This window comes from Shewanella sp. SP1S2-4, assembly GCF_031932075.1.
In the GTDB taxonomy this organism is placed as follows: domain Bacteria; phylum Pseudomonadota; class Gammaproteobacteria; order Enterobacterales; family Shewanellaceae; genus Shewanella; species Shewanella baltica.
In genome coordinates this window covers 219,821-239,652 of sequence record NZ_JAUOET010000004.1, presented here as the reverse complement: position 1 = coordinate 239,652, position 19,832 = coordinate 219,821, and the positions used below count along the sequence as shown (strand labels likewise).

Sequence of the window (19,832 nt, the reverse complement as noted above, 5' to 3'; positions counted from 1 at the left end):
GGGTTAAAACAAGTCGTTATGACATAGGGGAATGCCAAATGCGTCATTGTAAACTCAGCGTCTTGACCATGGCTCTCGCGACAGCAGGCTTTAGTGTGGTGTATACACCGCAGTTAGCCTTTGCAGCAGAGACTACGCCAACTCAACAGGAGGCCAAACAAGCTCAAGACGACAATATAAAAAACGATACCAACACGAATACCAAGAGTGTCGAAACCAACAAAAAAGCCAGCGATGAAGCGGCAAATATCGAACGTATTGAGGTTAAAGGTTACAGCAAAAGTCTGATTGATTCCCTCGATGCTAAGCGTTACGGCGACACAGTTTCAGAGCAATTATCGGCAGATGATCTTGGCGCCTTACCCGATGTATCAATGGCGGATGCGCTGACCCGCTTACCCGGTATTTCAGCGGTACGTACCGGTGGACAAGCGGCGGAAATTAACATTCGCGGTATGTCTGGCGGTTTTGTTTTTTCAACCTTAAATGGCCGTGAACAGGTATCGACGAGTGGTACTCGCAGTATCGAGTTCGATCAATACCCGTCTGAACTGATTTCATCCGCCGCTGTGTATAAATCCCCTAAAGCCTCACTCATTGAAGGGGGTGTTGCAGGTACAGTTGAACTGCAAACAGTCAGCCCACTGCAATCCGATAAAGACCATAGTTTTCTAGTTAATGCCCGTGGTATGTACAACGACAGAGCCAGTGAAGTGTATGGTGCTGACGAGTATGGCCACAGATTGAGTATGTCTTATCAGGGTAAGTTCTTCGACGATACCTTAGGCGTGGCGTTAGGTTATGCCCGTCTAAAACAACCCAGTGTTGCGACCCAATTTATCGGTTTGGCTTATAATGACAGCAAAGACGTTGATGGACTGGCTAATGATACCAACGGTCCTATTGATGCCCCTGCGAATGAGTACATCAGCGAGGGTTTTGAGCTACAACACCTTGGTGGCGTTGAAATTCGTAACGGTTATATGGGCGCGATTGAGTGGGCACCTAGGGATAATTTTAAGCTCAAGGCCGATGCATTTTTATCGCGTTTCGATAGCGAATCGTTTGCCCGAGGATTCAGGGTTAAGTTTGGTGGCTCAGGCGCTGCGATTGCCAATCCTGTACTCGATGGCAATTCTGTTATTGGCGGAACCTTTAATCGCACCTCAAAGAGCTACACCCGAGTTGAGACTGTAAACGACGATAACCAAGATTTTGATGAAGTGAATAGCTTTGGTTTAAATGCTGACTGGCAAGTGACAGACAGACTGAATGTCGCCGCCGATATTTCCTATTCCTCAGCCAAAAGTAACTTTAGGAATGGCCTGTTATGGGCGAACGTTGCTGTCGATGCTAATGCTGACACCCCAGTTTTCGATGATAATGTCTCGATTAGTTATCAACTTAACGGGCTTAATCTGCCCGATGTGGGCTTTAATCAAGCCGATGCTTTCACCGATCTGGATCGGGTGATGGTGAGTAAGTACGGCATCTATCCCTATGAGAATGAAGATGCGGTAAAGGCTTATCGCCTTGATTTTAAATATGACCTTGAGAATGATTACATCAGCTCAGTAGAGTTTGGTGTACGTTACTCTGATCGCAATTACTCCAATCGCCGCTCGGTATTTGAATATGGCAATGATGGCGCTTTCTCTAGCGCTGAGCCACCACTCAAGCTGACGTCTGATATGGCCTCGGTCGTCGATTGGCAGGGTGAGTTCAGTTATTTCCCCTCTTATCTCGCCATTGATCTCGACGCTGCGCTAGCGGCTTGGTTCCCTGAAGGTATCCCACAACCAGTACAAACTTGGGGAAATGCCGATGGTGTACTCGATGCTAAGGGCTATACCACTAACTATTCTTGGACCGTATTGCAAAGTGGGGAGGTGTTCGAAAAGGTGTTTGCGGCTTATGCCATGGTTAATTTTGATACCGAGATTGGTGGTATTCCAGTCACAGGAAATCTCGGTTTACGCCGTGTTGAAACAGACCAATCCGCAACTGTCTTAGAGAATGTCGGTGCACATCCAGAGCTTGGCGCTCAGTACATTGTCGATGATTTAGGCATAGTAAATAACTACTATGCACCTAAAATCAAAGGGATAGATTATGTTGATTATCTACCGTCCCTTAACCTTAGTTTTAAGATCACTGAAGATTCTCAAATCCGTTTAGCTGCCGCTAAAGTAATGTCGCGTCCGCCCATTAACCGCTTGGCGGGAGATGCGAGCGCAACGGCTAATAGCGATGGGGTCATCAATGGTTCCAGTACTAATAACCCTTATTTAAAACCTTTCTATGCGGATCAATATGATATTTCCTACGAGAAATACTTTGATGAAGGCGCCTTTGTCGCGGCGCTATTCTACAAAAATATTGATTCTTTTATTGATACTGTGGCTATCACCAATTTCGATTTTAAGGGGAATGGCTTCAACGTGCCGGATTACATCGTCGATCCTGTTACTGGGGTGCAAACCTCAACAAGTAATGGCACTTACACTACTGCAATGAATAATGCTGAGGGTGGATACATTCGCGGTTTAGAGTTGGCTTATACCCAAGTGTTTGCTTCCTTGCCCGATTTATTTTCCGGTTTAGGTTTTAACGCCAGTTATTCTTATACCGAGAGTGAGGTGCAGTCCATTACTAGCCTAGGCGGTGATAGTGCTACTCAATCTTTACCTGGGTTATCGAATAATGTGTTCAGTGCAACCTTGTTTTATGGCTATGAGGGCTTTGAAACCCGTATCAGCGCTCGTTACCGTGATGCTTTTGTCTCTGAACAGGTGGCGATTAACGATCAAGTGGTGAACTTCGATTCCGAAACCGTGATGGACTATCAAGCCTCCTACCAAGTAACGGACGGTTTAAACGTACTGTTCCAAGTCAATAACCTCACAGATGAACCGACTAAGAGTTACTTCGGCACCGAGCAGAAAACCGGCACCCTACAGTACTTTGGCCGCGAATTTTTCTTGGGGTTCACCTATGCCCTGTAATCCATTGCATCAGTTAGTGTGCTTAGACGCACAGAGCCTAAATCCATTACATGCTGCGCCACTTAGTATCACGGCGCCTTATTCGCAAATTGGGAGAAACCACTCATGTTGAGTATCTCTAATCTTATTAAACTATCGGCTTTAGCCCTGAGTATGAGCTTACTCTCGGCCTGTGGCGGCAGTGATTCATCTGAACCGGGTAAAGTACTATTAACTTGCGATGTGCCTATGGTGCCCGATGCGACGGGCACAAGCTGCGTTGCACCTACGCCTATCAGTTGTAAGGCGCCTAAATTCCCTGATCCTAAAAACGAGAGTTGTATAAACGGTTTAGATCCCTCGTTACCCGCGCCAAGCGTATTCCCGCAAGCCAATCAAGCAGTGCTTTACTACAATCGCATTAAAGATAAAAACAATACTGCGAGTAACGCTGAATATCCTAAGTACAAATTACATACTTGGAACGATGAAAAGTGTGATGCCTATGCCGCTCCTTTTGATACCAGCGACTGGAGCAACGGCCATCCCTTCGATGGTATTGACCCTAATTATGGCGCCTATTGGATCCTTAATCTGAAGGAAGGTTATGGTGCCTGCGGCAACTTTATTGTGCATGCCGGTACGGATGATGCGGGTAAAGCCTTAGGTAAAAACAACTTAACCATGTCCCTGGTACAGGACGATGCGACGTATGTTCGCGTGAATTTCACCATTCACGGTGAGTCGGATGTGTATGAGTATCCGATTCTAGAGACAGGTTTCTCTATTTCAGGTATGAGTGCCCACTGGTTAGATCGCAATACCTTTGTGTGGAATCAAGATCCACAGGGGGTGACAAGTGTGAAATTGCATTATTCAGCTAAGGCTGATATCGCCGCCGATGATAATAATGTGATCAGTGGCACTCAAGTGACCTTAACGCCCGCGACCTTAAGCGATGCACAAAAAGCGTTATCGCCAGTGCTGGCAGATTGGCCTGCTTATACTGCTAATTTTACTGCGGATGAAGCCAAAGCCATTGCAAAAGATCAATTAGTATTAGTCGCTTACGATGCCGATGACAAACCTGTTGGCGCAACCTATGTGCAAGCGGCCAAGGTGCTTGATGATCTTTACACACAGGGTGACCAAGATGCTGATGAGGCTACGCTCGGTGTGGTTTACGATGGGGCGAACATTATTGCTTCTGTGTGGGCACCGACTGCCCAAGACGTAAAACTGAAAGTCTATGATGCCAATAAAACACTTAAAAGCACTGAGAATATGACCTTAGATAGCCTCACTGGTATCTGGTCCTATCGCGGTGATGCTAGCCTTAATCGCCTCTATTATCGTTATGCGCTCAGTGTGTACCATCCAACGACTAAAAAACTTGAGTCGTTAGAAAGCACTGACCCTTATTCTTTGAATGTGTCGAGTAACGGCCGTTTTAGCCAGTTTATTAATTTGGACGATGCAGACCTTAAACCTGACGGCTGGGATAACCAAACCGTTGCTGCGATTGCTCACCCAGAAGATGCGGTGATCTATGAGGGGCATATTCGAGACTTTAGTATTCGAGATCAGAGCACCAGTGCCGCCCACCGTGGTAAATATTTGGCCTTTACCGAGCAAGGCTCTGCGCCAGTCGAACATCTTAAAAAGCTGGTTGATAATGGCTTAACGCACTTCCATGTGTTGCCCGCCACCGATATGGCAACAGTCAATGAAAATGCCAGTGAACGCATCGAAATGACCGACACATTGGCCAAGTTATGCAGCAAAATCAATGATGCGGCCGATGCCTGTAAAACCCAAAACAAGTCAGCAACTATAGAGAATATTCTGGCGAATAGCTTACCCGGCTCAAGTGATGCGCAGGCATTAGTGGATGCTATGCGTGGTTTAGATGGCTTTAACTGGGGTTACGATCCGCAGCATTTTTTTGCACCTGAAGGCAGTTATGCCACAGTGGCTGAGGGTACGGAGCGAGTGCTTGAACTGCGCGAAATGAACCAAGCCTTGCATAATATTGGTCTCAGAGTCGTATTGGATGTTGTGTATAACCACACGAGCGCTTCTGGCGTGAATGCTAACGCTGTGCTTGATAAGGTCGTTCCTGGTTATTACCACAGATATGACCCTGTATCTGGCGCGATGGAACAGTCAACCTGTTGTGAAAATACCGCCACTGAACATCGAATGATGGGCAAACTCGTCACTGATTCTTTAGTCTTGCTTGCCAAAGAATATGGCTATGACGGCTTCCGTTTTGATGTGATGGGGCACATGCCTAAGCAAGGTATTCTCGATGCGAGAACCGCTGTTCAGGCCGTCGATCCAGACACTTACTTCTACGGTGAAGGATGGAACTTTGGTGAAGTTGCCGATAATCGTTTATTCGAACAGGCAACCCAAGCCAATATGGCAGGCTCCGAAGTGGGCACCTTTAATGACAGAATACGCGAGGCGGTGCGTGGTGGCGCATTGTTTGCGACTGAGTCAAAGGATGACTACCTGCGGGATCAAGATACCTTACGCTTATCATTGGCGGGTAACTTACAAAACTATGTACTAAAAGACTTTAATGGCAATTCGGCTAAGGGCAGTAGCTTTAGCTGGAACTCACAACCGAGTGCTTACGCTCTCGATCCTGCCGACAGTATTAACTATGTTTCTAAGCACGATAACGAAACCCTGTGGGATATCCTGCAATATAAACATGCCATTGGTTTGAGTATTGAAAATCGTGTGCGAGTCCAAAACATGGCCGCCAGTATTCCACTCTTGAGCCAAGGGGTGCCGTTCCTGCAAATGGGCGGTGATTTACTGCGCTCAAAATCGATGGACAGAAACAGCTATGACTCGGGTGACTGGTTTAACTATGTCGACTTTACCTACAACACCAATAACTGGAATGTAGGTTTACCACTCGCGCAGGATAACAGCAGCAAATGGACGCAGATTGCGGGTATTTCTGCTAACCCAAATGCGGCGGCTTCCATGTCGGATATCGAATTGGCTTCGGGGGTATTTAACGAGTTTTTACGTATACGCCATCAGAGCCCATTATTCCGCTTGACCGATGAGCAGACCATTATTGAGCGTGTGGGATTCCATAACGTCGGTAAGCGTCAGCAACAGGGTGTCATCGTAATGAGTCTGGACGACGGCGTTGGTCTTAGCGATCTCGACCCGGCAGTCGATGCCATCGTCGTGATGATCAACGGCAGCGCAACGGAGCAGTCTCACACAGTGCCAACTGCAGCAGGCTTTAGCTTACACGAAGTACAAGCAAACTCTGTTGATGCCAAAATCCGCGGTGCAAGCTTTAGTGAGGGTGCGAATGAAGGCACATTTACGGTTCCGGCCTACAGCACGGCTGTATTTGTGAAAAAACAAAGCGGTGCGCAGGGCGTGGGTCTCTCGGCAAACGCTACAGTTGGTGCACCCGATGTTGTGCCCTATGGCAGTACCGATGTATTTGTCCGTGGCGGCATGAATAGCTGGGGTGAGGTTGATAAATTCGCCTACGTCGGCGCTGGTGAATACCGTATTGCCATCAAACTGAATGCCGGTGACTATGATTTCAAAATTGCCTCGGTAGATTGGAATACCGTTGATTTTGGTGCCATAAGTGCTGATGTCGCGCAAGTTGATGAAGGCGTGGCCGAAGCGCTAGCAGCGAAGGGCGGAAATCTGCATTTTTCCGCGGGGATAACGGCAACCTATGTGTTCTCCCTTGATGCATCGGATAAGGACCATCCCGTATTAAGCGTTTATAACGAAGAGCCATTTGTAGGAACGCCAGTGTATCTGCGTGGTGATATGAATGGTTGGGGGACTGATAACGAAGTCAAGTATATGGGCGGTGGGATATATCGCGTTGATCTCGCCATCACGGCAGGTACTAAAGGCTTTAAACTCGCGTCCAGTGATTGGTCTACCGTAGATTATGGTACCGGTGAGGCCGATGGTGTCGTCGTGCTCAATCAAGAGAAATTGCTGGCGGTCAAAGGCGGCAATATGAGCATCACCTTCGACAGCGATGATACCTACAGCTTTGTGTTTGATGCGTCAAATCGTAATGAACCTAAACTCAGCGTGTATAAAACGGCGATGTTTGGTGCGAACACGGTTTACATTCGTGGCGGCATGAATGGCTGGGGCACAGTGGACACGTTAGCCTATCAAGGCGCTTCGGTTTACAGTGTCGATATCGCGTTAATCGCAGGTGATAACGAGTTCAAAATTGCTTCATCAGATTGGTCTAGTGTCGATTTTGGTGCTGTGGTGGGGGATGAGGCTGTGACGCTTGATGGGTTAAAAGTCTTGGCTTCAAAGGGGGCAAATATGCATTTTAATGCGCCAGTGGATGCAACTTATCGCTTTACTGTGACAGGTCCAGATCCTAAATCGCCAACCTTAACTGTGACTCAAGTTAATTAGGCTAACGCAGCGAGCCGCGATTAACTCACCATGGATTCGCTGTGAATTTAAAACCACCTTAAGTGCGAACTTAAGGTGGTTTTTTTATTCCCCTGAGCGGGAGAGGTACAGATATTTAACCGATACGGAGGCAAGGCTTAAAACTGTGAGCGAAACAAGATATGGATTTTCTGACTTGCTAGCCTTGTCACAATTGTTTGTTTTTTGTTTGTTTGGGTGTGTCTAGCGGTTACCGCTTGTTTAGCTTTAGGTTAATTTTTATGCTGCCAATGTGAGCTTTATCAATTTTGATGTTCTGACGTTTTGGCAGAATGCTCGTTATCTTTTTTACCTAGACCTAACCTGATAACCCTATGCATAAAAACTCTAAGAATGGTGAGACACACCTGTCAGATAATGCGATTTTACTCTCCACGACGGATTTGAAGGGAAACATCAAATATGTGAATCAGACTTTTTCGCAGATTAGCGAGTTTAGTGCTGCTGAGTTGCAAGGCAATCCCCATAACATAGTGCGTCATCAAGACATGCCCGCAGCTGCGTTTAAGATCCTTTGGGAGCGAATTAAGCAGGGTAAACCTTGGATGGGGATCGTTAAAAATCGCACTAAAAATGGCGGTTATTACTGGGTAAATGCCTATGTCGCCCCTGTTTATGAAGACGGTAAAATTCACGAATATCAATCTGTTCGCCGCCAAGCCACTCCAGAGCAGATTAAAGCAGCCGAGCGTATTTACAGCGATATAAATCAGGGCAAGCAACCTAAAGCATTGCGCAAAGATAGGCTAGGTTTCAGTGGTAAGATACTGCTGGCCATGCTGATTTCGATTATGACTACGACAATGATTGCCAGTTATTCTCCCATTAGTGCTGCAATTGCGGGGATGACGATAGCGTGCCTAGCATGGTATTTCCTGATGCAGCCGCTGCAAAAACTCGTGTCGATGGCGACTAATATTATTGACGATCCTGTGGCGACGGGCGTGTATACCGGCCGCCAAGATGAGATTGGAAAATTGGATCTTGCTCTGCGCTTTTTGATCACCGAAATTGGTGGCGTTGTCGGCCGCATGGCGGATTCTGCCAGTGAAATCCAATCTCAAAGTGTCAATCTTAAACAAACCATTACCAACACTTGGGAGCACGCCGATAGCCAGAGTGAGCAAACGACGCAGGCTGCAACAGCGATGGAGCAGATGAGCGCCAGTTTTGCCGAAGTGACGGGCAATATTCACCGCACCGCCTCTGAAATGGTGTCGAGCCACGAGGCGGCTCAACGCGGTCATTCACGTTTAGAAACAGTGATAGAGGCGATTCATCAGTTGAGTGTGCAAGTGAGTCACTTTTCCGATGTGGTTCAAACGATTGAAGAAGATAGCCGTGCAATTCACCAAGTGCTTGAGGTGATACGTGCCATTGCCGATCAAACCAATCTGTTAGCTTTAAATGCGGCAATTGAAGCGGCGCGGGCAGGGGACAGTGGCCGCGGTTTTGCCGTGGTGGCCGATGAAGTCAGACAATTATCGAGTCGTACTAGCCAATCCACCTCGCAAATCGAATTAATTGTTAGCCGCTTTAGGGAAAGTACTCAAAGGGCGACTTCGACTATGATGGCGGGACAAGAGCAGGTTAAACGTTCGGTCGGCTTAGCGCAGGAAGCCAGTGTTGCTTTTGGCGAGTTGCTTTCATCTATATCAAGGATTAACTCCTTAAGTGATGATAATGCCGCTGCGATGACCCAGCAGACTTCTGTGGCCGCTGAAATTAGCCGTGCTATCCATGTGATCAGCGATTTGGCTCAACAGAGTTTAGAGCAGACGCTCGATGCGGCGGCGCGGGGCGATCAAGTGTCGCGTTTATCGACCAAGACGCATCATCTGTCCCAGCAGTTTTGGCAGCAGAGCGTGCAACGTAAATATTAAGCGTATTTACCTTATGTCGTATTGGATTTTGTGATTGATTTATTATTAATGCCTGTTTATAAATCAATCACTTAATCGCATTTTTCTGGCGGTTTTATTTTCAACTTCTTGATGGCGGTCACATTTAGGAGATGCTAATACCTGAGTTGATCGAAATATTTGCCAATTCCCCTTGTGTTTTATCCTGCATGCCCCAAGCTCTATTAGTGAAGCAAAAATAAAAGTAATGACATTAAAAGGGACAACCTATGAAAATAAATATTTCTGGTCACCACGTCGATGTTACTGATTCTATTAGAGAAGATGTTAACGAGAAATTTGCTAAGATCGCCACTCATTTTCCCTCTCTGATCGCACTGGATATCATTATTGCGAAAGAGCATGGCGAGTATCAGGTTGAAATTCGAACCAATTATGAAGGCAGCCGCATTTCCGCTTCGGGTACCGATGAGGTGATGTACCCAGCTATCAAGGCCGCATCGAAAAAATTAGATGCAGCACTTAAGCACCGTAAAGGTCAATTAAAAGCAGATTTACATGAAACCCCGAGCTGCACAACGCCAGCCATTGCCCATGAAATTATCCAAGAGATGGAGCTTCGTTAGGTTTTAATCATTACTCACCGCCTTAGGTGAGCACAAAAAGGGCCTTAACTGGCCCTTTTTGTTGGCTATGATTTTTTCCAGAATGCTAATGGGTTAAATCAACGCCAGTTGTAAGCCCTTGAGTACAGCTTGGGTGCGGTCTCGGCAATCGAGTTTAGTGAGTAAGTTAGAGACATGATTCTTTACTGTGCCCTCCGCTAAAAATACCGCATTGGCGATTTCTTTGTTGGAGAAGCCGCCCGCCATAAAACTGAGAATTTCCCGCTCCCGTTCCGACAATAATTCATTTCTAGTTACCCCAACGCTAGGTGCAGGTTTAGGCTCACTCATCTGTTTGAGTACCGAAGGCTCAATCAAGTAGCCGCCTTTGGCGACGGTTTCGATGGCGTGCAGTAACTTATCGAGTGACACGTCCTTGAGTAAAAAGCCGTTGGCTCCCGCCTGCAAACTATTGAGGAATAACTCACTGTCGTCGAAGGTGGTTAACATGATGACAGGTAAGCGATTGGCACTTTGACGTATCTGTTTGAGCATGGCGATGCCATCAAGATTTGGCATGCGAATATCACTGAGCAGCACATCGACAGGATTATTGGCGAGTTGGCTGAGTGCATCTTGGCCGTCTTCGGCCTGCCACACCACGCGAATGTTGTCGGAAATGGCGAGCAGGCTAGCGATGCCTTGGCGAACCAATTGTTGATCTTCTACTAAGCCGACACTGATGATGTTGTTTTGCGTATCCATAGCGATTCCAAAGAGTTTTCAATAAAAAGTTAAGCGAGTGCTGGGAGGGTGAGGGTGAGTTGGCAGCCGGGCGCCGAGTCATTCGCCCTTAGCTGCACCTTGCCATTAAAGGGCTGTAGTCTTTCCTGCATGCCGCTAAGCCCTGTGCCATAAAGTCCTGTACCGCTTTTAGCTGATGCGTTTCGCGCGGCTACCCGTGTTAGCCCCACGCCGTTGTCGCTCAGTTGCAATACCAGTGCGCAGTGGGAGTCTTCCATGCTCAGTTGCAGTTGATTCGCCTTGCCGTGGCGCACGGCGTTGCTGATGCCTTCTTGCAGGACTAACAGCAGGGCTTGAGTCAGTTCGGCTGATTGCAGTGGTTTCATCGCCTTGCAGGTGAGAGTGACGCTGGGTAAGCGGGTCATCAGCGCCTCTAAAGGTGGGACTAAATCCAATCCCACTTGCACTCTTTGAGCCCTGACGACGGCGCGAATACTTTCAAGTAGCTCTTTGGCTAAGGATTTACTTTGGTTAACTTGAGGTTTGAGGCCTTCGGGCGCTTTATGGCTCAGTACTTCTAATTGCAGAGAGAGTGCTGTGAGCTGGTGGCCGAGAATATCGTGTAAATCGCGGGAGATCCTTAATCTTTCTTGCTGTTCGCTGGCTTGGCTAAGTAGGGCGCGAGTGGCGATAAGCTGTTGGTTTAGCTGTTCTTGTATCAAACGTGATTTACGCTCGGAAAGCCTTGCTTGGCTGCTGCTGTAGGCAAAGAGTTGAAAGCCAAGATAGATCAAAATATTGAACACATTGCTTTGCTCATGCCAATGCCATTGCAGCAGCGCGTAATAAACAAGGTTGGCTAGCAGCAACTGTGAAATAGCTTGGCGGCGATTGAAAAACTCAGGCAAGAGTGACGCCCAAATAACGAAGAGGATCGGCAGCAATGCATGGTTTGCCGTGAGTAATAAGTTCAGCACGATAAGCGGCATTGCTAGTGTGGCAAGGCGACGAAACCGCATATTGTTATGCGCCACTTTATCGGTAGCGATCAGTATAAATGCCACTAAATACAGCCCATAAAGCGTGGCATTGAGCATGCCTTGCCATGTATGCAATGCGGCTTGGTTTATCCCAACCCAAGCCACTAATGCCCAAGTGAGCACTCCAGCGGCAATCAACATGTTTTCTTCTTTCGCTAATCGATTTTCTAGCACGAATGACGATTCCTTAATCCAATTCTGCCGACCATTCTAAGGTATCAGCGCCAGATGTCACTATGCCAAAAGTCATCTTGTTAAATTCTTGTTTCATGACTTTTGGCACCTGTTTTTAGTCCTGTGATTTTTTAAGCTAACTCAATCGCAGTTACTTATCAGCGCAAATAACAGGAGTAAGACATGAAACACGTGAACTTAACGATGACAACAACTCAGATTCGCCGAGCAAATATGACCAAAAGGACGTTATCAGCGATTTGGGGCGCAGGCTTAGCTTGCTTGCTCTTGTCGGCAGGCTCCATGTCCAAAGGCAGCCAGACACATACCCTGACTGTGGATATCGATAATATTCAAGTACAAACTGGCGCCTTGATGGTGGAGCTTTACGCTAATGCCGAGGATTACGCCGCAGGCCACAATCCTAGCGCATCTATGATAAAGCCCGTCACTAAGACAGAGCATAGGCTGGTATTTAGCGATCTCGCCGATGGTCAATATGCGGTCAAGGTCTTTCATGATGAAAACGGCAACCACAGCTTAGATACCAATATGTTAGGAGTGCCGAGTGAAGGCTATGGTTTTAGCAATAACGCCGGCAGTTTTGGACCTGCGAGCTTTAAAGACGCCAGCTTTAGTTTGCAGGCCGATGCGCAAATCACGATACATATTCGCTAAGGGAGCGCAGCACCATGGATAGACGTCAATTTCTAGCAGGCTCAGCCGCCCTAATGACGACTGCTGTTTGGGCAAGTTCAGTGGATAAATTACTGGCGCTGGATAACGCACAAGCGGTCGCCCGTGAGCCATGGGCTATCGGTTTTAACGGGGCGGAAGGCGACTATCTGCCGCTCACTATGCAGGTTTCGGGCGAGTGGCCAGCGCAATTGAGCGGCAATCTATACCGAAATGGGCCTGCAAAAATGTCTCGGGCAGGTAAGGCATATCAGCATTGGTTCGATGGCGATGGCATGGTGCAGCAGTTTAGTGTGGCTAATGGGCAAATTCAGCATCAGGCTAAGTTTATCCAAACAAAGAAGTTTAAAGTGGAAGAAGCCGCTGGCGCATTTAAGTACACCACCGCAGGCACAGTGATCCCCAATGCTTTACCCATTCGCAATAACGATGACTTGAATGTGGCTAACACCAGTTTATTACCGCGCCACGGCGAGTTGCTTGCCTTGTGGGAAGCGGGTTCACCCTATCGACTTGATGCGCAGACCTTAACCACGCTCGGCGTTAAAAGCTTTGGCGACAAGTTTAAGGGTTTACCCTTTTCCGCCCATCCACTCGATGATGGACAAGGTGGATTGTGGAATTTTGGCGTCTGGTATGTCGGCGGCGAGAAACTATTGCTCCTCTACCAAGTCGCAGCCGATGACAGCATTGCCAGAATGGAAGTGATTGAATTACCGCAGGCGAGTTATTTACATGCCTTTGCGCAGAGTGAGAATAAGCTAGTGTTTTATATTTCATCTTGCGTGTATGAAGAGGGCGAAACCTATATCGATGCTTTTAAATGGCGCCCAGAATTGCCATCGCAATTACTGGTTATCGACAAAGCCGACTTTAAAGCGCGCCAGTTACACTCGCTGCCTGCTGGATTTGTGTTTCACTTTGGTCAAGCCATTGAGAAGAATGGCGAACTGTCAGTCCAGCTTTGCCTCTATCCTAATTCGGCGATGTTAACTCAAGGGATGAAAGGGTTACTGACGGGCGCCCGTAAAACAAAAACACCCCATGCCGAGTTAGTGACAATTACAGTACCGCTCACAGCACCACTAACAGCAGCTAGCAAAAAGCAGTTTGCGGGGACATTATCTTCCTCTGCACGAATTAACCGCAGCGGCGTGATGATGGAGTTTCCCCAGTTTGCGCAGCACACTATGAGTAACAAAGAGTCTGCACAGCAAACGAGCAATGCCGAAAAGCTTGCAGAGAAAACGGGCGTGGCTTCGGAATTTGTCCCGTTATTTGGCGTTGGAGCAAGATCAGATTCTGCTGCTAGTTCTGGTTCTAACTTTAACTATGAAGCCGAATCTGAATCTGAATCTGAATCAGGACTGAGTAATACTCTGTATTGTATTCATAATGCAAAAGACAGCAGCAAGCACGGTGTGGATACACTTGGCGACGCGAGCTATAGCGCGTTTTATCTTGGCAAAGGCAAGATTGCCGAAGAGCCGCTCTATATCCCCGCCACTGAGCAGCATGAAGCCTATTTGTTGATGACTTGGCTCGATTACCACAATGCACTGTCTGGTTTGTCTTTGTTTCGTGCCAGTGACATCAGTGCGGGCCCCATCGCTTCGGCTCAGATGGACAGGGTATTGCCGTTAGGATTTCACGGTTGTTTCATTAACGCTTAATATATGACCTATAAACAAAAAACGCAGCCAAGGGCTGCGTTTTATTTCAGGCGAAAGCGGTGCTTAGTCTTCAATTTCCGCATTGTGATAGACGTTTTGTACGTCATCACAATCTTCTAAAGCGGCGATAAACTTTTCAAACATGGCAACATCTTCACCTTCAACCTTAGTCATGTCCTGCGGTACGAAGGTAATGTTATCGAATTCGAAGTTAACTTCTGGCATTGCTTCGGTCAGTGCAGTTTTGACCTTAAAGTACTCAGTGTGCGGCGCATAAACTGTGATTAAGCCATCTTCCAGCTCTACATCGCTCACATCAACGTCAGCCATCATCAGCAGCTCTAAAATTGCATCTTCGTCATCGCCCGCAAACACGAATACGGCTTGATGATCAAACATGTGGCCAACAGTGCCTGGGCCGCCGAGTTTGGCATCGTTTTTCACGAAGGCTTGACGCACTTCGGTGAAGGTACGCTTTACGTTATCGGTTAGGCAGTCAACAATGACCATGCAGTTGCCAGGACCAAAACCTTCGTAACGGGCGGTATCGTAATCTTCACCACCGCCGCCTTTGGCTTTTTCAATTGCGCGTTCAATAACATGCGCAGGCACTTGGTCTTTCTTAGCGCGTTCAATTAAGCGACGCAGTGATAAGTTTCCATCGGGCTCAACGCCGCCTTGTTTAGCGACAACGTAAATCTCTTTACCGTAGCGTGAATAAATGCGGGTTTTTTGACCGGCTGTTTTCGCCATGGATTCTTTCTTGTTTTGATATGCTCTGCCCATCTTGATCTCGTTAGCTCAAAAAAATTGCGCCGATATTAGCAGTTTTCTTGGCATAAGTGCAGTCGTCCATGTGGGATTTATTACCGAGAAGGCGACGGGGCACGCATTTCAGGGCAAAGTTAGCTTTTTCATGCGAGGTTATCTTGATAATGGACTAAGACTAAATCACACGAGATTAATACTAATGTCTAATGCCATACACACGTGAGACTGTTGATGATAGTTAATTGCTACTTTGTTTATCTAGCGAGATAAATTATCTAGCTTATTCAGAGAAATAGACTAAAACTATAAATCTTGAGCGCTATCATAGTTAGCCCTTCTTAGTCAGCTGTAATTGATTGCAGCTGAACGAGGGCGAATGATTCGACTCTTAGCATTTCCCTTTCATTTTTACCTTGCGCAGTTACGGGAAGTATATGGAAATACAGCACAAAGTTTTAATTTTTATCAGTTTCACGCTGGTCACTCTAGGGAGTTTATTACTTGCGGGGCTGCATCTTCCGAGCATTGTGCAGGCGCTGATCTTGGGTGCAATCACCTCTGGCTTAGTGGTGTGGGTGTGTTTGCGCGCAACTAAGGCTAAGCTCGACACCGATGAGGCAAATGCTAAGGCATTAAAAGATCAAAGCCTTCCCGCCCATGATATCAGTGTGCAAACCAGTAAAATTGCTATCGGTTCGGCTGAAGTGTCGCATTTTATTGATTTACTGAATAAATCCATTGAATCAAATGGCGAGCATGCCAGCGCTATTGCCGTTGCCGCGGGGCAATTGAGTCATACCACGGCTCAACTTGGCGATAATGCCGCCGATATTTTAGGTCAGGCACAAGAGGCTGAGCGCGTTAGCGTGCAGGGGCGTAGCCAAGCCCAAAAAGGTGTGACGGCTATTCGCTCGCTGAGTACGGATATTGATACCGCCGCCGAGCAAGTACAGGCGCTTAAGTCGCGAGCCGAAGAAATCCAAAAAATCACCGAAGTGATTAACTCCGTTGCCGAACAAACGAATCTGTTGGCGTTAAATGCGGCCATCGAAGCGGCTCGTGCGGGAGAGCAGGGCCGAGGTTTTGCGGTCGTCGCAGACGAAGTACGCAGCCTTGCGGGTAAAACCGCAGGTGCGACCCAAGATATCGGCAAGATGTTATTAGAAATCCGCAGCGAAACCGATAAAACCTCTGGGCTGATGGAAAGGGTCGTAACGCAAACCGCCGATGTGGTCGCGGCTATGGGCGAGTTAGACGCGCATTTCACTGAGATTTCGGCCTCTGTGACTCAATCGGCCCATGCGTTAGGTGATATGGAAGATTCGCTCAAGCAATATAACAACACCACTAACGACATTAGCCGCTCTGTGACTCAAATCCGTGATTCGTTAAATTCGACGGGTAAACAGAGTCATAGCGTATCTGAGCAGGCCTTTACTCTATCCTTGACCACCGAGGGCATTTTTAAAGCGCTGTCTAAATGGGATACACAAACCTTCGATCAACAGGTTTTGCAATTGGCCAATGTGGCCGCTAAAGCCTGTGGTGACAAGTTGGCACAAGGTTTAGCCAGTGGCAGTTTTAGCGAGGCGGATTTGTTTAATCCTAAATATCAACCGATTGCCAATACTCAGCCACAGAAATACAGCACAGCTTTCGATCGTTATACCGATCAGCATTTTCCAACGATTCAAGAACCCATTCTGGCAAAACACAGCGAAATTATTTATGCGGGAGCCGTTGATAAAAAAGGTTATTTTCCGACCCATAATAAACGCTTTAGCCAAGCGCTGACGGGCAAGGTCGAAGTCGATATGGTGCATAATCGAACCAAACGCCTGTTTAATGATCCGACAGGGATCCGCTGCGGCGCTCATACTGAGCCTGTATTACTGCAAACCTACAAACGGGATACGGGCGAAGTGATGCATGACTTGTCTGTGCCCATTTTTGTGAATGGTAAACATTGGGGCGGATTTAGGGTGGGATTTAAGGCTAAGTAAATAATAGATAATCAAATTTAGGTTATTTACTCTAAAAAATGCATAAAAACGCACCTTGTCATGTGTTGTACTTGTGATCCGTGGTGGGTAATTGATTAACATAATAGAAATAGATTGGCATCTTTTTGCTGAAGTGCTTAAATAGCTCAAGGTGCACAGTTTGATACAGTTCTGTACGCCATAATAAAAATATAAAATTTGAATAAGACCTTAATTAGTTGATTTAAAAATGGTTAAAATATCTTTGGGGATATTTTAAGATGTAGAGGACAGGGAGCTCTCTTGCTACGTAAATATAACGCAGCAGACGCTGCTTAATGTGAGTTAAATGTGATGCAAGCAAATCAAGCGACTGTTACTGTTTTATATTATGACGCGCCCGTAGGCTTAATTATGCACAATTCTGTGCTAGCTAATTTGCCTGTGAGTGAAGCTGGGCGTGTGATGATACCTGCAAGTTTTCGTAAGGGAAAATCGATCATTGCCGTACTTGAAGGTGAATGTAAGATACTGAATTCATTGGGCGAGCGGGTATTTGCTCAGGCTAATATAGGTTGAAATTAGCTTATAATTTCAAAATGTTATAATTAAAAAATTAACATTCAATAGATTAATATTTCAAAAAATACTCACCTTTGGGACGCATAATCGCCTTGTTGAATTATCGTCTCGACTTTCTCTGCAATACTTCTTTTAATCTTATTTAATAATGTACAGAACGTATTTACTGCGCTTTATCGGCTTGAATTCAAGGAGATAGTGACGCTTATATCGACTTGAATAACACCACCTTCGATAGCATCACACCCAATAATTCGACATTCAACAATATCTGAGCAATGGACACCAATACTGCGGCATCTCGCTAAACACTATATTGTCTAAAGACTATCTACACTCTGTCGATTTTGTCGCCCAGAGATTCGTCACTGAACAGATTAAAATGCCTTTAATGGCAGACTTCAGTCAGCAATCGATCGGCAAGATGTTGAAGGGTTTCGGCATTTGGATGGGTGTGAGCGAAGGTTCTTAAACCATAAATTCCCATCATAAAATATTGGGCTCTTTGCTCGTCGCTGCGATGACCTTCTAGCAGTCCTTGCTTGGCTGCGCTGATAAATTGCTGCGTTAGCGCTTGCTGCCAAGATTGCAGATACTGATTGATGATATCTCTAATCTCAACATCTTGCTCAGCCACTTCATTTAATGCCTTCGTCAATAAACAAGCTTGGGCGCTATCACAACTTAGGCATTCGGCAACAATATGATCTAAATAAGTTTTTAAGTTCGTTAGTACATTTTCGCTTTTAGCGAAATGGCTGTTGAACTGCGCATTTCTGTCGAGTTGATATTGATCAATGGCCGCGATTAGTAATCCGCGTTTATTGGTAAAAGCGCAGTAAATCGACCCCGGATGTAATCCCGTGGCTTGAGTTAGATCTTGCATGCTTGTTTTGGTGTAACCCTTGTGCATGAAGGCGGCCATCGCGCCGCGAAGTACCTGTTCTCGGTCGAACTCTGCATTACGCATCGAATTTAATTCACTTGTATAGAAACGCTTAGGCCGAATTCTACCTAATTTTGAACGAACATTCAAAAATTAACTTGAATGATCGTTCAAATAATAATATCTTGAATACATATTCAAGAATGGGACTGAGAAAATGACCACACAAACCACGCCAAATTCCTTGGCAAATCTGTTCGAAACCTACTCGCTTAATGACACTATTACCTTAAACAATCGTTTCTTAATGGCACCTTTGACCCGTTGTATGGCCGATGCCGACTTAGTGCCGACCGATGACATGGTTGCCTATTATGCACGCCGTGCTGAAGCGGGTTTGATCATTACTGAGGCAACGATTATTCGTCCCGATGCCCAAGGTTATCCAAATACCCCAGGTATTTTTACTCAAGCGCAAATTGCTGGCTGGCGTAAAGTGACCGATGCAGTACATGCTAAAGGCGGTAAGATTTTTGTGCAGTTATGGCATACGGGCCGTGTTGCTCATCCACACTTTTTCGGTGGTGGCGATGTACTTGCGGCATCAGCACAGAAGATTGAAGGCAGCGTGCCAAGAATGCGTGAGCTAACTTATGTCACGCCAAAACCAGCCACACTCGAGGATATTCAAGGCCTAGTGCGTGATTACGCCAAAGCGGCGGAAAATGCCATTGAAGCTGGCTTTGATGGCGTTGAGATTCACGGTGCAAATGGTTATTTAATTGATACTTTCTTACATCATGACAGCAATCGCCGCACCGATGAATACGGTGGCACGCCAGCCAATATGTCCCGTTTTGCGCTTGAAGTTGTCGATGCTGTAGTGGCTCGTATCGGCAAAGACAGAACTGGTCTACGGATTTCACCTGGGGCTTATTTCAATATGGCGGCCGATAGCCGTGACCGCGAAGTGTTTGATTACTTCTTGCCGGAACTAGAGTCACGCGATATCGCCTTTGTGCATATTGGGATTTTCGATGACAGTATGGAATTCGACTATCTTGGCGGCAGAGCTTCAAGCTATGTGCGCGCACACTATGGCAAAACCTTAGTGGGAGTTGGAAGCTACAGCGCTGAAACTGCCAGTGAAGCGATTGCAGCGAATAAGTTCGATTTGATTGCTATCGGTCGTCCATTCATTGCTAACCCTGACTATGTTGCTCGCGTGCGTGATGGCGTTGAACTTGTACCTTACAGCGACGAAATGCTAGCAAGCTTAGTGTAATTTCACTTAATAGCTGAATAAAGAAAGGGTTAGCATTGGCTAACCCTTTTTTTGCCTCTC

The 19,832-nt window shown here is 46.5% G+C and carries 13 protein-coding genes; 9 read left to right on the top strand and 4 right to left on the bottom strand.

The window, feature by feature from the left end; translation table 11 throughout:
- The first annotated feature begins 38 nt into the window (after positions 1–38).
- From Q4Q52_RS06980 to hpf, 4 genes are all read left to right on the top strand, one after another.
- The gene (locus Q4Q52_RS06980) at positions 39–3,005 is read left to right on the top strand and encodes a TonB-dependent receptor (protein ID WP_311990186.1); all 2,967 of its coding nucleotides are present in this window, start codon (positions 39–41) and stop codon (positions 3,003–3,005) included.
- A gap of 105 nt (positions 3,006–3,110) precedes the next feature.
- A complete protein-coding gene (locus Q4Q52_RS06975; RefSeq protein WP_311990185.1) occupies positions 3,111–7,433 on the top strand; it encodes an alpha-1,6-glucosidase domain-containing protein in 4,323 nt (1,440 codons plus the stop codon).
- A 353-nt stretch (positions 7,434–7,786) separates the two neighbouring features.
- Positions 7,787–9,355 (top strand): methyl-accepting chemotaxis protein, encoded by a 1,569-nt coding sequence (locus tag Q4Q52_RS06970; RefSeq protein WP_259482008.1) that lies wholly within the window; start codon positions 7,787–7,789, stop codon positions 9,353–9,355.
- A gap of 248 nt (positions 9,356–9,603) precedes the next feature.
- Entirely contained in the window at positions 9,604–9,960 is a 357-nt protein-coding gene (gene hpf / locus Q4Q52_RS06965; RefSeq protein WP_006080817.1) for a ribosome hibernation-promoting factor, HPF/YfiA family, read from the top strand.
- A gap of 93 nt (positions 9,961–10,053) precedes the next feature.
- Here hpf and Q4Q52_RS06960 read toward each other — a convergent pair whose 3' ends face one another.
- Positions 10,054–10,704 carry a response regulator transcription factor gene (locus Q4Q52_RS06960; RefSeq protein ID WP_311990184.1) on the bottom strand — a complete coding sequence of 217 codons (651 nt, stop codon included), beginning with the start codon at positions 10,702–10,704 and terminating at the stop codon, positions 10,054–10,056.
- A gap of 29 nt (positions 10,705–10,733) precedes the next feature.
- Positions 10,734–11,897, bottom strand: a complete 1,164-nt coding sequence (locus Q4Q52_RS06955; protein ID WP_311990183.1) for a histidine kinase — start codon at positions 11,895–11,897, stop codon at positions 10,734–10,736.
- 183 nt (positions 11,898–12,080) lie between these two features.
- On the opposite strand from Q4Q52_RS06955, the gene Q4Q52_RS06950 reads away from it, so the two are divergent.
- Both Q4Q52_RS06950 and Q4Q52_RS06945 read left to right on the top strand, forming a co-directional pair.
- Positions 12,081–12,575, top strand: coding sequence for a DUF2141 domain-containing protein (locus Q4Q52_RS06950; protein WP_311990182.1), 495 nt, complete (start codon positions 12,081–12,083; stop codon positions 12,573–12,575).
- A 14-nt stretch (positions 12,576–12,589) separates the two neighbouring features.
- Positions 12,590–14,266, top strand: coding sequence for a carotenoid oxygenase family protein (locus Q4Q52_RS06945; RefSeq protein WP_311990181.1), 1,677 nt, complete (start codon positions 12,590–12,592; stop codon positions 14,264–14,266).
- A gap of 63 nt (positions 14,267–14,329) precedes the next feature.
- Here Q4Q52_RS06945 and Q4Q52_RS06940 read toward each other — a convergent pair whose 3' ends face one another.
- Positions 14,330–15,052 (bottom strand): YebC/PmpR family DNA-binding transcriptional regulator, encoded by a 723-nt coding sequence (locus Q4Q52_RS06940; RefSeq protein WP_006085103.1) that lies wholly within the window; start codon positions 15,050–15,052, stop codon positions 14,330–14,332.
- Between the two features lie 419 nt (positions 15,053–15,471).
- Here Q4Q52_RS06940 and Q4Q52_RS06935 point away from each other — a divergent pair, with 419 nt between their 5' ends.
- Both Q4Q52_RS06935 and Q4Q52_RS06930 read left to right on the top strand, forming a co-directional pair.
- The gene (locus tag Q4Q52_RS06935; RefSeq protein WP_311990180.1) at positions 15,472–17,040 is read left to right on the top strand and encodes a methyl-accepting chemotaxis protein; all 1,569 of its coding nucleotides are present in this window, start codon (positions 15,472–15,474) and stop codon (positions 17,038–17,040) included.
- A 333-nt stretch (positions 17,041–17,373) separates the two neighbouring features.
- Positions 17,374–17,598 (top strand): TIGR02922 family protein, encoded by a 225-nt coding sequence (locus Q4Q52_RS06930; RefSeq protein WP_006080825.1) that lies wholly within the window; start codon positions 17,374–17,376, stop codon positions 17,596–17,598.
- A gap of 391 nt (positions 17,599–17,989) precedes the next feature.
- Here the strand turns inward: Q4Q52_RS06930 and Q4Q52_RS06925 are convergent, their stop codons facing one another.
- The gene (locus Q4Q52_RS06925) at positions 17,990–18,571 is read right to left on the bottom strand and encodes a TetR/AcrR family transcriptional regulator (protein ID WP_311990179.1); all 582 of its coding nucleotides are present in this window, start codon (positions 18,569–18,571) and stop codon (positions 17,990–17,992) included.
- A gap of 133 nt (positions 18,572–18,704) precedes the next feature.
- Between Q4Q52_RS06925 and Q4Q52_RS06920 the strand changes: the two genes are divergently transcribed.
- Positions 18,705–19,772 carry an alkene reductase gene (locus tag Q4Q52_RS06920; RefSeq protein WP_012588232.1) on the top strand — a complete coding sequence of 356 codons (1,068 nt, stop codon included), beginning with the start codon at positions 18,705–18,707 and terminating at the stop codon, positions 19,770–19,772.
- Positions 19,773–19,832 lie beyond the last annotated feature (60 nt).

Bases quoted from the DNA above. Each gene is read 5' to 3' on its own strand.
- Q4Q52_RS06930 (WP_006080825.1), top strand. From the start codon at position 17,374: ATGCAAGCAAATCAAGCGACTGTTACTGTTTTATATTATGACGCGCCC.
- Q4Q52_RS06925 (WP_311990179.1), bottom strand. From the start codon at position 18,571: ATGCGTAATGCAGAGTTCGACCGAGAACAGGTACTTCGCGGCGCGATG.
- Q4Q52_RS06975 (WP_311990185.1), top strand. From the start codon at position 3,111: ATGTTGAGTATCTCTAATCTTATTAAACTATCGGCTTTAGCCCTGAGT.
- Q4Q52_RS06935 (WP_311990180.1), top strand. From the start codon at position 15,472: ATGGAAATACAGCACAAAGTTTTAATTTTTATCAGTTTCACGCTGGTC.
- Q4Q52_RS06950 (WP_311990182.1), top strand. From the start codon at position 12,081: ATGAAACACGTGAACTTAACGATGACAACAACTCAGATTCGCCGAGCA.
- Q4Q52_RS06920 (WP_012588232.1), top strand. From the start codon at position 18,705: ATGACCACACAAACCACGCCAAATTCCTTGGCAAATCTGTTCGAAACC.
- Q4Q52_RS06970 (WP_259482008.1), top strand. From the start codon at position 7,787: ATGCATAAAAACTCTAAGAATGGTGAGACACACCTGTCAGATAATGCG.
- Q4Q52_RS06960 (WP_311990184.1), bottom strand. From the start codon at position 10,704: ATGGATACGCAAAACAACATCATCAGTGTCGGCTTAGTAGAAGATCAA.
- Q4Q52_RS06945 (WP_311990181.1), top strand. From the start codon at position 12,590: ATGGATAGACGTCAATTTCTAGCAGGCTCAGCCGCCCTAATGACGACT.
- Q4Q52_RS06980 (WP_311990186.1), top strand. From the start codon at position 39: ATGCGTCATTGTAAACTCAGCGTCTTGACCATGGCTCTCGCGACAGCA.
- hpf (WP_006080817.1), top strand. From the start codon at position 9,604: ATGAAAATAAATATTTCTGGTCACCACGTCGATGTTACTGATTCTATT.
- Q4Q52_RS06940 (WP_006085103.1), bottom strand. From the start codon at position 15,052: ATGGGCAGAGCATATCAAAACAAGAAAGAATCCATGGCGAAAACAGCC.